The sequence below is a fragment of the Croceitalea rosinachiae genome (genome assembly GCF_031846445.1).
In the GTDB taxonomy this organism is placed as follows: Bacteria; Bacteroidota; Bacteroidia; order Flavobacteriales; family Flavobacteriaceae; genus Croceitalea; species Croceitalea rosinachiae.
In genome coordinates, this window is the sequence record NZ_JAVRHR010000002.1 from 290,281 (window position 1) to 303,129 (window position 12,849).

Below are 12,849 nucleotides of genomic sequence, written 5' to 3' on the forward strand. Positions count from 1 at the left end.
AATCAAATAATCTAAAGTCAAACTTCTTAGAATGTAAGATTTCTAAAAACTACTTTCTGGTAAGTAATGCCATGTAAAACCCATCAAACCCATGCTCGGATGCATAGATATTTCGTTCTTTTTCAAATGTGAAAGCTTGCCCTTCTTCTGAGGCCAAAAAAGAGCTTACTTGCTTTGAATTTTCTTCAGGTAGAATAGAACAGGTGGCGTAAACCATTTTACCCCCGGGTTTCACCATTTTTGAATATTTACGGAGAATGTCGTGTTGTACACCTTTAATTTTTTCCAAAAACTCAGGTTGTAATTTCCACTTAGAATCTGGATTACGTCTAATTACACCTAATCCCGAGCATGGGGCATCTAATAGTAACCTATCTGCAGATTTATGTAGCTTTTTAATAACCTTGGTGGAATCAATAGCACGACCCTCAACATTATGAACGCCGTTTCTTCGGGTTCTTACTTTTAGTTTTTTAAGCTTACTTTCATAAATGTCCATGGCGATAAGTTGACCTTTGTTTTCCAATAAAGAAGCTAAATGCAGGGTTTTACCACCGGCGCCGGCGCAAGCATCAATAACCCGTTGACCGGGGGCCACTTCTAAAAAAGGCGCAACTAATTGAGAAGATGCATCCTGAACTTCAAACAACCCATTTTTGAAGGCTTGGGTAACGAATACATTTTTACGTTCGACTAATTTCAAAGCATCTTTCACTCCAGAAATGGTTTCTGTTTCAATTTCTTCTGCTTTTAATAACTGTCGTAGCTCTTGCTTGCTAGTTTTTAAGGTATTAGTACGTAAAATAACTTCGGCCTGTGCGTTGAGTGCAGCAATTTCTTTAGTCCAAAGTTCTGTACCCAATGCTTTCTCCCCCAATTCATCCATCCAATCAGGCACTGATTCTCTATATTTTCTGATTTTAGATAGCTCATCGAAGCGTCCTTTAATTCTACGTTCAGGGGTTTCTTCTAATTGTTTCCAATCAGGTAACTGAATGCCCCGTAGAACGCACCAAACTGCAAAAAGGCGAAACAGATTTTGGCGTGAATAAGGTTCATTTACTTCAGCAATCTCTGAATACAGACGTTTCCAGCGAACTATATCATAGGTAGTCTCTGCAATAAACCCTCGATCACGGGCACCCCAACGTTTATCATATCTCAAGACCTTTTCAATCACTTTATCGGCGTACTCATTTTCATTGAAAATCATGCCAAGGGCATCAATAACGGCAAACACGAGATTTCTATGTAAACGCATGTAATTTAAATAAGAACGCAAAGGTAGGGTTTGTTGCTTATTTTTGATAATATGAAACAACACTTCTTTTTACTCGCTTTGGTCTGTTTGGTTTTGGGCTGTCAATCTGAGTCCAAGTCTCATTACTATAACGCTGTAAATATCAAGACTGTATTTGAAGATTCAGTGAGTATAAGAGCTATTGAATACTTAGACAATAAAACTCTAGCATTTGCGGGTAGTAAAGGCATATTTGGCACGGTTGATATACCTACAGGAAAGATACGAACCAATACCATGAAGTATCATACTAAAATTCCAGCTTTTAGAGCTGTGGCACATACTTCGACAGATTTTTTTATGCTCTCTATTGAAAGCCCCGCATTGCTTTATAAGACAGCTAAGAATGGGCAAATGGAATTGGTTTATAAAGAAGAAGGCGAAGGGGTATTTTATGATGCCATGAAATTTTGGAATGATTTGGAGGGAATTGCTATTGGCGATGAAGTCAATGGCTGTCTATCTATTATTATAACCAAAGATGGAGGACAAACATGGAATAAGTTATCATGCAGCAATTTACCAAAGGGTATTGACGGAGAGGGTGCTTTTGCCGCAAGCAATACCAATATCGAAATACAAGGAGAAATTGTTTGGATAATAACAACGTCTGGACGTATTTATATTTCTGAAGACAGAGGGGAAACGTGGAATACCATGCAAACCCCAATAATCAATGAGAAAGAAACCCAGGGGATTTATTCCATTGATTTTTATGATGAAAACCTTGGATTCGCGGTAGGAGGCGATTTTACAGAACCTGATGCGAATATTTTCAATAAAATCCTGACGACTGATGGTGGGAAAACATGGAAAACAATTGCCGATGAGCAACCCCCTGGTTACAAAAGCTGTGTTCAGTATATTCCTAATTCTGGAGGTAATGACCTTGTTACTGTCGGCTTCACGGGTATTGATTATTCTGATAATGGGGGAGTTTCATGGAAAACATTAAGCGAAGAAGGGTTTTATACTATTCGATTTTTAAACGATAGTATTGCCTATGCTGCAGGGAAGTACCGAATTGCTCGCTTGGTTTTTAAGTAAAAAAGGAGCGATTAGTACCGCTCCTTAGACTTACAATTAATAATCCAACCAAAAAACTAAACGTTAACGACGATATAGTTTCGTCCTGTTTTTTTGTACCAAATTCCTTTATACTTATATAATTTTCTTCCATTTACAACGACAACTTTATTACCTCTAGGTAGCTTTCTTACCTTAACCCCAACCGGAGCCGCACAAACAACATATTTTCTACCCCTTGCTCTGTACCAAATACCATCGGCAAAATAGAAGTTAGTTCTTTTATGTACGATAACTTTAGGTTTTATAACGGTAGTCACTACAGTACCATGTTTAGGATAGACTCGTACAACTTTTCTCTGGGCGTTTGAACTTATCATTGCACCTAAAAGAGCCATAGTCAGTAAAACTGTTTTTAAATTTTTCATAATGTAGATTTTTATTGGGTTTATATAACTAAGACCATGAATTTGGAAGATGGTTTAATCAAAAAAGGAGCCAATTAGCTCCTTTTTAATGTCTTTTATCGATTTTTTGAACCTAATGCTAACGCTGCCCACGTTTATTTCTATACTGCTGTAATAGCCTTTTTTTGAAATTATTCTCTGCTCTAAACAATAGGATAATTTTTTTAGCGGATATCACTTGACGTAAATCTGTGACAAACTTTTGTTCTATTTGGTTCTTTTCTGTTTGTAATGAAAGAAACTTTGAAACTAGATCATCTGCCTCTTTATCAGAGACTACGAACATATCTGTCTGAACACCTTGAAACTGTTCTCTCTCAAAACTTCTAATACGTTCCATTTTCTTCTCATGGTCATTATAAACAGGCCAAAATCGCTGAGCTTCATCACTTGTTAGACCCAATTGCTCAGTGATGTAAGCAACCTTTAAAGTCTTTATTCTGTTTCGTACCTGACCTTGCGCAACTACGCTATGGGTTGTCAGTATTAAGAATAATATGATTAAAAGTCTATTCAAATTCATCATAATTTAAATTTAAGTCCTCAATTTCATCAACGTTTTCATCTAAATACTCTAGTAAAATATCTTCATCAATTGAGTTTTCTGATTCTGCAATATTCATAATGCTTAAATTTTCAAAAGTTACTACTTCTGCTAATTCATAGGTTGAAAAATTTAGGTCATTACTTTCAAAATAGGCATCAATTTCAGCATTAGCTAAATCATCAAAACCAAAACTTTGACTATTATTTTGATTGAAGAATAGGGTCAAAATCACAATAGCTGCTATTGATGCAGCTGCAAAATAATACTTACGGTAATTTTTGAGTTGTATAACCTTGGGTTGTATTTTTTTGTAAACTTCATCATGAACATATTCAAAATACCCATCTGGAGCAGAGAAACCATCATCAGGAGGAATAACAGATTCTTCTTTCACGATTTTATCTAGTAATCGCTCATTGAAGCTATCAAAATAACCTTCGGGGGTTTTGAATTTATTTTTGTGGTTCTTTTTCATCTCAATTATTTGACATTCAAACCTTCAAAAGGTTTAATCTGCTCTAAGATACGTTTCAATTTTTTTAACGGCCAAATGATAAGAGGCTTTTAAACCTCCTACGGAAGTTTCCAATATATCGGAAATCTCTTCATATTTCATTTCTTGATAATACTTCATATTGAACACTAGTTTTTGCTTTTCGGGTAGTGTTGCTAAAGCCTTTTGTAATTTCAATTGTATTTCCTCACCTTCAAAATACACATCGGCTTGCAAGTTTTCTACTAGTTGCTCCTGCATTTCTGCACTAGTAACCCCGAGCTTACGTGATTTTTGTTTTAAAAAAGTTAACGACTCATTGGTTGCAATACGATACATCCAAGAATATAGTTTGCTCTGACCCTTAAACCCTTCAATACTTTTATAAACCTTTATAAAGGTATTTTGCAATACATCATCAGCGTCATCATGGTTCAACACAATTCTTCTAATATGCCAATACAAACGTTCTTTGTAGGTATTGACCAATACCTCAAAGGCTTTTGTTTGTGTCTCTTTGTTTTTTAGCTCGTTGACTAAGGCTTCTTCAGCAATCAAATGAAGATGTTTGGTGCTTTGACTACGAAGTTATAAAAAGGTTTAACTGCCTAAGACAGATTTCTTATAAATTATTCAAAGGCTTTTTTCAATACAGGTTTTTGAACTAGAGCTAACCTATGTTTATTATGAAAGGGTCTGCATTTCAACCAATTTTTTATATCCTTTAGCTGATTTCATAAGCTCATCATGAGTGCCTTGTTCAACGATTTTACCTTTGCTGAGTACAACTATGGAATCTGCATTTTGTATGGTAGAAAGACGATGGGCAATTACAATAGAAGTTCTATTGCGCATCATCTTCTCTAAAGCATCTTGTACTAGACGTTCGCTTTCTGTATCTAATGCGGAAGTAGCTTCATCTAAAATCATTATTGGAGGGTTTTTTAAAACAGCACGGGCTATTGAAAGACGTTGTTTTTGCCCTCCACTTAACTTGTTTCCGCCATCACCAATATTAGTGTCATAGCCCTTCGGAAGTTCCATAATAAAATTATGGGCATTGGCTATTTTGGCAGCTTCTATGATTTCTTCATCTGTTGCACTTTCTTTACCTAGACCGATATTGTTCTTTACTGTATCATTGAATAATATGGAATCTTGTGTTACCAAACCCATTAAATTTCGCAACGATTTCTTTTTGATATTTTTAATATTGACATCATCAATAAAAATTTCGCCTTCATTAACATCATAAAAGCGAGTGACCAAATTTGCAATGGTACTTTTGCCACTGCCTGACTGCCCAACCAATGCTACAGTATGACCTTTATTTACTTTTAAATTGAAGTCTTGTAAAACATAATCATCTTCATACTTGAACGAAATGTTATTGAGCTTGAGATTAGATTCTAAGCTATCAATCGAAAGTGCATTTGAAGCATCTTTTATGGTATTCTCTTTATCTAGAACTTCAAAAATACGTTCGGCCGAGGCATTACCCTTTTTAATATTGTAATTGACCGTGGTAATAGCCTTTACGGGATTGATAATAGTGTAGAAAAGCCCAATATAGCCCATGAATTCTTGAGGGGTAAGTGTACTCTCATTGCCTAGAACAAGGCTTCCACCATACCAAAGAACTGTGATTACAACTGCCACACCCAAAAATTCACTGAATGGAGACGCGAGACCTTTACGTTGCAAAACAGCAGTCATCAATTTTTTAAATCGAAAAGTAGAGTCAGTAAATTTCGACGAAAGTCGTTCTTCTGCATTAAACCCTTTGATAATTTTTAATGCCCCTAAAGTTTCTTCTAAAAAGGATAAGAAAGTCCCTGTTTCTTTTTGGGCCTCTAGAGATTGGGCTTTTAGGCGCTTACCAACTACAGAAATCAAGAAGCCAGCTATAGGCAAAAAGATAAAAACAAATAAGGTTAATTGTGGACTAATAGCCAACATTGAAATTAAAACAATAAGTATTGTAATAGGCTCTCTTGCCAATGATTCTAAAGAATTAATGATGGATCCTTCTACTTCTTTAACATCAGAGGTCATTCTTGCAAGTAAATCGCCTTTTCTTGTTTCTGTAAAGTACCCAATTGGCAAGTCTAAAGTCTTAAAATATAACTTATCTTGAATGTCCTTTACCATTCCAGTTCTCAAATAAGCAAGTACATACATTGCTGCATACCTAAAGGCATTTTTAAGAAAAAAGATAATGATGCTGGTTATACATATGAAGACTAATGCCGCCACTGGCCCTTCTTCATTTACTTTTACAGTTAAAAAGTAATTTAAAGAGTCTGTGAGATAAGATTGAAGGTTTCCTAATCCATTATAAATTGGAGCTTCTGCGACTTCTTCTTGTGTTCCAAACAATATTCCTAAAGTCGGGATAAAAATTATAATCGATAATACGTTGAATATCGAGTATAAAATATTGAACAAGATATTTAGTAATGCAAACGATTTATACGGCTTAGCAAACCGTAAAATCTTTTTAAAGTAATTCATTCACTATAAATTCAATTCTGCCACGATTCCTTCTAATTTAGAATCTAGCTGCGAATTTACGGATTTAAAATCCTCGGCTTTGGTTAAAATTGTGTTAGTGCTCATGTAAAATTTCACTTTAGGCTCTGTACCACTAGGTCTGGCTGCAATACGAGTGCCATCCTCCGTTTCATAAATCAATACATTGGATTTTGGTAAATCAATTGATTTTTCTTCACCAGTTTGCACATTTTTTGATATGGAGGTATTGTAGTCTTCAATCCAAAGTACTTTTGAGCCCTGAACAGATTCTACAGGATTTTCCTTGAAATCTTTTAACATTTGTTTGATTTCATCTGCTCCGCTCATACCTTTTTTTGTAATTGAGATTAGTTTTTCCTTATAGAAACCAAATTGCACATAACAATCAATCAAATCTTTATAAAATGAGCTGCCATTAGCTTTTGCCTGTGCCGCAATTTCGCAAGCCAATAGGGTGGAGGTTACGGCATCTTTATCGCGAACAAAATCACCTACCATATATCCAAAACTTTCTTCACCACCACCAACAAAGGTAGATGCCGGAAAGTCTTTGATCATTTTACCAATCCATTTAAAACCAGTTAATGATGTTTTGCATTCAACTCCATAAGCTTCTGCCATTTGAGCCATCATAGGTGTTGAAACTATGGTTGAAGCTATAAATTCATTGCCTTTTAAACCTTTTGCTTTATGTTGGTCTAACAAAAATTTAGTCATTAAAACCATGGTTTGATTTCCATTGAGCAATTCCATTTCGCCTTCGAGATTGCGAACTGCGATTCCTAATCGGTCGCTATCTGGGTCTGTACCCACGACCATGTCAGCATCAATTTCTTCTGCTTTTGCAATGGCCATTGCCAATGCTTCAGGTTCTTCTGGATTAGGAGATTTTACGGTAGGGAAATTTCCGTCTGGTTCTGCTTGTTCTTGAATTACGGTTACATTTTTATATCCAGCACGTTTTAAAACCTCAGGAATGGCCGTAATTGAAGTTCCATGAATAGAAGTGAAAACAATTTTAAAATTGTCTTTACCGTCAGCATCAAAGTTTCCGTTTTTTACAGATTCATTAAAGAAAGCTTCATCAACTTCAGTATCAATCGACTCGATTAAATTGTGATTTGCAGTGAATTTGATATCTTCAAAAGAAAGCGAATCAATTTCCGCAATGATTTCCCCATCCTCAGGTGGCACAATTTGTCCTCCATCGCCCCAATAAACCTTATATCCATTATATTCAGGGGGGTTATGTGAAGCGGTCAAGACAATGCCTGCATGACAGTTTAAATGCCTTACAGCAAAAGAAAGCTCAGGAGTGGTTCTAAGAGCTGAAAAACGAAAAACTTTAATTCCATTAGCAGAGAGAACCTCTGCAACTACCTGTGATAAGCTATCGCTATTGTGACGGCAATCGTAGGCAATGACCACTTTTAGCTCATCATGTGGAAATGTTTGATTCAAATAATTGCTGAGCCCTTGGGTACTTTTGCCTAAGGTGTATTTATTGATTCTATTAGTGCCAACACCCATAATACCGCGCATACCACCAGTACCAAATTCTAAGTCTTTATAAAACCGTTCTTTTAGTTCTTCGGTATCCGTTTGTATTAAATTTTCAATCTCTTTTTTAGTAGCTGTATCAAAGAAATCAGTTAGCCATGACTTGGCAGTAGCGGTAATAGAATCCATAAAAATCGTTTTCTTTTAATTTAATCTAAAATTACATCAGAATATTCGCACTTAATAACGCTCAAAGTAAAAAAATATTAAAATGACCGGTAAATTGGGTAATGATGCCTTTTTTTATTATGTTTCTAAGTTATGAGAACCATTTTAATTCTGGCAACATTATTTTTTACGATTAATAGTTTCTCCCAACTAGAAGCTGCTAATTGGTATTTTGGAGAAGCTGCAGGATTAAACTTTAATTCAGGAATACCTATACCGCATTTAGATGGCCAATTAAATAGTGTAGAAGGTAGTGCCTCAATTTCTGACCCAAACGGAAGTTTATTGTTTTATACTAATGGTAACACCATTTGGAATGCGAATCATGAGATAATGCCAAATGGAGAAGGTATAAAGGGGAGTTCCTCTGGATCTCAAACTGCGTTAATTGTTCCTAACCCCGTCAATAATACGATTTACTATGTTTTTACGACTGATGATGCACTGTTAGCTGACTTAGGTCAAAATAATGGTTTTAATTATACGGTTATAGATATATCACTTAATAATGGCAGAGGTGGTGTTTTGGAAAAGAATTTACCCTTACTGCCAATAGGATCTGAAAAAGTTTCTGGGATTTTGAATTTTAATGAAAATTATTTTTGGGTAGTTACGCATTTTAGAGACCGGTTCTATAGCTATAAGGTTGATGAGAACGGTGTTGATACTAATCCAATAATTTCAATATTAGGACCATCCATTACTGATTTTAGAAATGGCAGAGGTTCTTTAAAACTATCACCAGACGGCACTAAATTGGCAATGTCATACCTTATTCAAGAACCAAAATATGACTCAAGTTTATTTATTTTTGACTTTGATGCAACTACCGGTATAGTAAGTAATCCGGTTGAAGCATTATCTCATAGACGCGCTTATTATGGTCTGGAATTCTCTTCGAACTCAAAAATGCTTTATGCCTCGGGAGTAAATTATAACAGAGATAATAATCTCGAAAATATTAAAGTTATACAGTATAATTTAGAAAGTGCAAATTTTTTTTCAGAAGGAAAGGTTGTTCTAGATTTTCAAAACAATACAGGCTTTTTTGTAGCTGGAGCATTGCAAATAGGAATTGATAAAAGAATCTATCATTCAATACCCAATGCAAGGCTATCTGTAATAAGGGAACCAAATAAAGATGCGCGGTTGACCAATTCAGAAAAGTTTACTGTTGATTTAGGGGGAAGAGAGGGAAGATTTGGATTACCTCCATACATTCAGTCTTTTTTTGAAACAATCATTAATATTGAAAATTATTGTTTGGGTGATACCACCACCTTCACTCCAGATGGGAATAATAATATCACGGATATTTCATGGAACTTTGGAGATCCTGATTCTGGAGCTCTTAATTTTTCAAATAATATAATCGGAGAGCACATCTTTTCTAAGGCAGGAATTTATAAGGTTGTTATTAATGTTGAATATAGCAATGGAAACCCCCGTCAATTTATTGAATATGTTGATATAAAACCAGCGCCCAATGTCTTAACTGAGGTCGAGCTTGTACAATGCGATATTGATGGTATTGATGACGGAATAACTTCATTTAATCTTGAAGAGGCTATTCCAATATTTGATAATGGTATTGAAAATCTTGATGTTTTCTTTTTTGACACTGAGGCAAATGCTATCATGAATCAAAACGAACTATCTCCATTAGGTTATCGAAATGATGCGGCAGATAATATAATATATGCGAAGGTTTCAACAGGCTTAGAATGTTTTTCCTTGATCGAAATTACGCTAATTACACAACCTATGTCTAATTTAAGACTTTATGATACCTTGTACATTTGTGATGGTCGTTTCAGGGACAATATGATTATAGCAAACCTTTCAAGAGTGATTGAACAGCTTTCTGAGGATTTTGGAGACACGGAAATATCATTATATATTAATGAGGATGATGCTCTTTTTGAGTTAAATCAATTGAAGTTGGAAGACTATAGTTTTAGCGCATCAAATATTCCAGAATTATTTTTTAGAATTGAAGAAGACCATGATTGTGCGTTCATAGGAAAAGTTGAATTGGTTGTTGTAGAATCGCCAGACCATGAAGAAACAAAATTAGTTTATTTGTGCGATGGCTTAGCTAATTTAAATGCACCAGATGGGTTTGATGACTACTTATGGAATTTTGGAATAATGCAACAAGAAATAACAGTAAAAGAACCTGGTATTTATGACGTAGTATTTTCGACGGGAACCTGTGTTTACATCCAAACCGTTGAAGTTTTACCAGAAATTGGGATAGAAGTTGAGAATGTCATTGTACAAGATTTTCGCCGTAACAATCAAGTGAGTGTTATTCTAGGTATAAATCAATCAGGTGAAAACACTACTTTTTCTATTGATGGAGGGCTTAATTTTCAAGAATCTAATGTTTTTAATAACATTTTACCTGGGTTATATGATTTGGTGGTTGATAATGGTTGTTCTATTTATGAAGAAGAAATTATCGTAGGTGCTATGCCTAATTTTTTTACACCAAACAATGATGGTTTTAATGATATGTGGACGTTAAGTAATTCTAGCTATTTTCCTGATTATAAAGTTTCCATTTATGATCGCTATGGAAAATTGATTACATCATTTAGAGATGGCCAATCTGGGTGGGATGGACGCTATCAAAACAAGAATATGCCAGCGGACGATTATTGGTATCATCTTGAATTAATTGATGGAAGAGATATAAAAGGATTTTTTGCTTTGAAACGCTAAGTGTTTAAGGTTTCAGATATTTTGTAGTTTTCGGTTGCTTTTTTGAAACGAATCATAATTTCTCCCAAAAACCCTGCTAAAAACAATTGGGTTCCAATGATCATACTTGCCAGAGCAATATAGAATTGGGGTCTGTCGGTAATTAAACGTCCTGTGGGATTGAGAAAAAGCTTGTCAATTCCTAGATAAATCGAAAAAGAAAAACCAATAAAGAACATAAGCACACCTAAAGCACCGAAGAGGTGCATTGGTCTTTTTCCAAATTTTGTGACAAACCAAATTGTAACTAAATCTAAAAATCCATTAATAAAGCGCTCGATTCCGAATTTAGTGCTGCCATATTTTCTGGCTTGATGTCGAACAACTTTTTCGCCTATTTTTTGGTAGCCGGCATTTTTTGCTAGAACAGGTATGTAGCGATGCATTTCTCCTGAAACCTCAATAGTTTTTATAACCTCATTTTTAAAGGCTTTTAACCCGCAGTTAAAATCGTGTAATTGCACACCAGATGTTCTTCTGGCGGCCCAATTGAAGAGTTTTGAGGGTAAGTTTTTTGATAAAAAAGAATCATATCTCTTTTTCTTCCAACCTGAGACAATATCAAAATCGTTTTTAGAAACCAGCTCGTATAATTCTGGAATCTCTTCCGGATTATCTTGAAGGTCAGCATCCATAGTAATAACTACTTCGCCTGTTGCTTCTTTAAAACCCGCATGTAAGGCCTGCGATTTGCCAAAATTTCTATGAAAACGAATGCCTTTTACATTTTTATTTTGGGTAGATAATTCTTGAATAACGTTCCAAGAATGATCCGAACTACCATCATCAATAAAAATTACCTCAAATAAAAAATGATTGGATTGCATGACTTCTGCAATCCAACCATATAGCTCTTTTAATGATTCTTCTTCGTTAAGTAAGGGAATTACAATGGATAATTGCATTGCTTAAAATAGATTTCCCTTCAAAAATACTATTTTCTGATTTAGTAAGTCGATTGTTCTTTTTTCATAATAAGACCACCAATTAATCCGGCTATAAGCCCTAAAATGGTTTGAATAATTAAAATAAAAGGATAGGCTAAATAAGCAAACTTTTTTTGCATTTCCATTCCTTGATCCCATTGCTCTTGGGTAAGGCTAGGGTTATCTTTAAATGCCTTTACTTTGGCAATCTCTCCGGCTTTATCCATGAAATCAGGTTCGATAACATTGGTCAATAAAAAGTAATAGACTAAACCGATAATAGCACCAACCACAGCTGTTGCTGCTCCGATTTTTAATGCTTCACTGAGCTTTAAAAATCCACCATTTGCTTTTTTAAATTGTGAAATAGCGAACAATACTACTACTGCCAGTAATGAGATACCAATTAATTGAATTGGTAATGTTTGTTCATAATGCATGCCGGCCATCATTAGCATTACATTAAATATGATACCTACGACACCTAAAATTATACCGTAGGTCCATGAAAATTTTCCAATTTTGGGTTGATTTTCTTCCATCTTAAATTTATGTTTATGGTTGATTACTCTAGTTAGTTAATGTTAATGGTTTAATGTTACAACTAAAGGTACATTTTTTTCTTTTTTTGGTCTTCTAAGTTGTGTTTGTTCAAATTTTGACTAAATTTGCAGCCTCAATTAGGTGCCTGTTGGAATGGGTGCTGAAAATTTATTTATAATGAAAACAGGTATACACCCCGAAGATTATAGGTTAGTTGCTTTTAAAGACATGTCAAATGAAGATGTTTTTATTACAAAATCAACAGCTGAGGCCAAAGAAAATATCACCATTGATGGTGTTGAATATCCATTAATCAAACTAGAGATTTCTAGAACATCACATCCTTTCTATACTGGTAAGACGAAACTTATCGATACTGCGGGTAGAATTGATAAGTTCAAGAACAAATACAAGAAGTTCAAGAAAGAAGAGAAGTCTGAATAGACTTTTTTGAAAATATATTTTGAGCGCCTTCGTTTTATAGCGAAGGCGTTTTTTATTTTTACAGTATTGAAACA

General features: G+C 34.9%; 12 protein-coding genes. 3 read left to right on the forward strand and 9 right to left on the reverse strand.

The features are described 5' to 3' along the window. Positions 1–49 precede the first annotated feature (49 nt). The gene (locus RM706_RS09020; RefSeq protein WP_311350730.1) at positions 50–1,261 is read right to left on the reverse strand and encodes an RsmB/NOP family class I SAM-dependent RNA methyltransferase; all 1,212 of its coding nucleotides are present in this window, start codon (positions 1,259–1,261) and stop codon (positions 50–52) included. A 51-nt stretch (positions 1,262–1,312) separates the two neighbouring features. Here RM706_RS09020 and RM706_RS09025 point away from each other — a divergent pair, with 51 nt between their 5' ends. Then, positions 1,313–2,347 (forward strand): WD40/YVTN/BNR-like repeat-containing protein, encoded by a 1,035-nt coding sequence (locus RM706_RS09025; RefSeq protein WP_311350731.1) that lies wholly within the window; start codon positions 1,313–1,315, stop codon positions 2,345–2,347. 56 nt (positions 2,348–2,403) lie between these two features. On the opposite strand, the gene RM706_RS09030 is transcribed toward RM706_RS09025, so the two are convergent. The 6 genes from RM706_RS09030 to RM706_RS09055 all read right to left on the reverse strand — a co-directional run bounded on the left by RM706_RS09030 (position 2,404) and on the right by RM706_RS09055 (position 8,057). Continuing rightward, entirely contained in the window at positions 2,404–2,754 is a 351-nt protein-coding gene (locus tag RM706_RS09030; RefSeq protein WP_311350732.1) for a DUF6515 family protein, read from the reverse strand. A 118-nt stretch (positions 2,755–2,872) separates the two neighbouring features. Further along, entirely contained in the window at positions 2,873–3,316 is a 444-nt protein-coding gene (locus RM706_RS09035) for a hypothetical protein (RefSeq protein ID WP_311350733.1), read from the reverse strand. Continuing rightward, positions 3,303–3,815 (reverse strand): hypothetical protein, encoded by a 513-nt coding sequence (locus RM706_RS09040; protein WP_311350734.1) that lies wholly within the window; start codon positions 3,813–3,815, stop codon positions 3,303–3,305. Before RM706_RS09040 ends, RM706_RS09035 begins: the two co-directional genes overlap by 14 nt. Before the next feature lie 33 nt (positions 3,816–3,848). Next, complete coding sequence (locus tag RM706_RS09045) at positions 3,849–4,391, reverse strand: RNA polymerase sigma factor (RefSeq protein ID WP_311350735.1); 543 nt, start codon at positions 4,389–4,391, stop codon at positions 3,849–3,851. Positions 4,392–4,517: 126 nt separating this feature from the next. Further along, positions 4,518–6,347 (reverse strand): ABC transporter ATP-binding protein, encoded by a 1,830-nt coding sequence (locus RM706_RS09050; RefSeq protein ID WP_311350736.1) that lies wholly within the window; start codon positions 6,345–6,347, stop codon positions 4,518–4,520. Between the two features lie 3 nt (positions 6,348–6,350). Continuing rightward, entirely contained in the window at positions 6,351–8,057 is a 1,707-nt protein-coding gene (locus RM706_RS09055) for a phospho-sugar mutase (RefSeq protein ID WP_311350737.1), read from the reverse strand. 132 nt (positions 8,058–8,189) lie between these two features. Between RM706_RS09055 and RM706_RS09060 the strand changes: the two genes are divergently transcribed. Further along, positions 8,190–10,823 carry a T9SS type B sorting domain-containing protein gene (locus tag RM706_RS09060; RefSeq protein WP_311350738.1) on the forward strand — a complete coding sequence of 878 codons (2,634 nt, stop codon included), beginning with the start codon at positions 8,190–8,192 and terminating at the stop codon, positions 10,821–10,823. On the opposite strand, the gene RM706_RS09065 is transcribed toward RM706_RS09060, so the two are convergent. Together RM706_RS09065 and RM706_RS09070 are read right to left on the reverse strand one after the other, a co-directional pair. Beyond that, positions 10,820–11,767 carry a glycosyltransferase family 2 protein gene (locus RM706_RS09065; RefSeq protein ID WP_311350739.1) on the reverse strand — a complete coding sequence of 316 codons (948 nt, stop codon included), beginning with the start codon at positions 11,765–11,767 and terminating at the stop codon, positions 10,820–10,822. The genes RM706_RS09060 and RM706_RS09065 overlap by 4 nt on opposite strands. Positions 11,768–11,808: 41 nt before the next feature. Beyond that, positions 11,809–12,330 carry a DUF4199 domain-containing protein gene (locus RM706_RS09070; protein WP_311350740.1) on the reverse strand — a complete coding sequence of 174 codons (522 nt, stop codon included), beginning with the start codon at positions 12,328–12,330 and terminating at the stop codon, positions 11,809–11,811. A gap of 178 nt (positions 12,331–12,508) precedes the next feature. On the opposite strand from RM706_RS09070, the gene RM706_RS09075 reads away from it, so the two are divergent. Next, the gene (locus RM706_RS09075; RefSeq protein ID WP_311350741.1) at positions 12,509–12,775 is read left to right on the forward strand and encodes a type B 50S ribosomal protein L31; all 267 of its coding nucleotides are present in this window, start codon (positions 12,509–12,511) and stop codon (positions 12,773–12,775) included. Positions 12,776–12,849: the final 74 nt, after the last annotated feature.

Bases quoted from the DNA above. Each gene is read 5' to 3' on its own strand.
- RM706_RS09020 (WP_311350730.1), bottom strand. From the start codon at position 1,261: ATGCGTTTACATAGAAATCTCGTGTTTGCCGTTATTGATGCCCTTGGC.
- RM706_RS09025 (WP_311350731.1), top strand. From the start codon at position 1,313: ATGAAACAACACTTCTTTTTACTCGCTTTGGTCTGTTTGGTTTTGGGC.
- RM706_RS09030 (WP_311350732.1), bottom strand. From the start codon at position 2,754: ATGAAAAATTTAAAAACAGTTTTACTGACTATGGCTCTTTTAGGTGCA.
- RM706_RS09035 (WP_311350733.1), bottom strand. From the start codon at position 3,316: ATGAATTTGAATAGACTTTTAATCATATTATTCTTAATACTGACAACC.
- RM706_RS09040 (WP_311350734.1), bottom strand. From the start codon at position 3,815: ATGAAAAAGAACCACAAAAATAAATTCAAAACCCCCGAAGGTTATTTT.
- RM706_RS09050 (WP_311350736.1), bottom strand. From the start codon at position 6,347: ATGAATTACTTTAAAAAGATTTTACGGTTTGCTAAGCCGTATAAATCG.
- RM706_RS09055 (WP_311350737.1), bottom strand. From the start codon at position 8,057: ATGGATTCTATTACCGCTACTGCCAAGTCATGGCTAACTGATTTCTTT.
- RM706_RS09060 (WP_311350738.1), top strand. From the start codon at position 8,190: ATGAGAACCATTTTAATTCTGGCAACATTATTTTTTACGATTAATAGT.
- RM706_RS09065 (WP_311350739.1), bottom strand. From the start codon at position 11,767: ATGCAATTATCCATTGTAATTCCCTTACTTAACGAAGAAGAATCATTA.
- RM706_RS09070 (WP_311350740.1), bottom strand. From the start codon at position 12,330: ATGGAAGAAAATCAACCCAAAATTGGAAAATTTTCATGGACCTACGGT.
- RM706_RS09075 (WP_311350741.1), top strand. From the start codon at position 12,509: ATGAAAACAGGTATACACCCCGAAGATTATAGGTTAGTTGCTTTTAAA.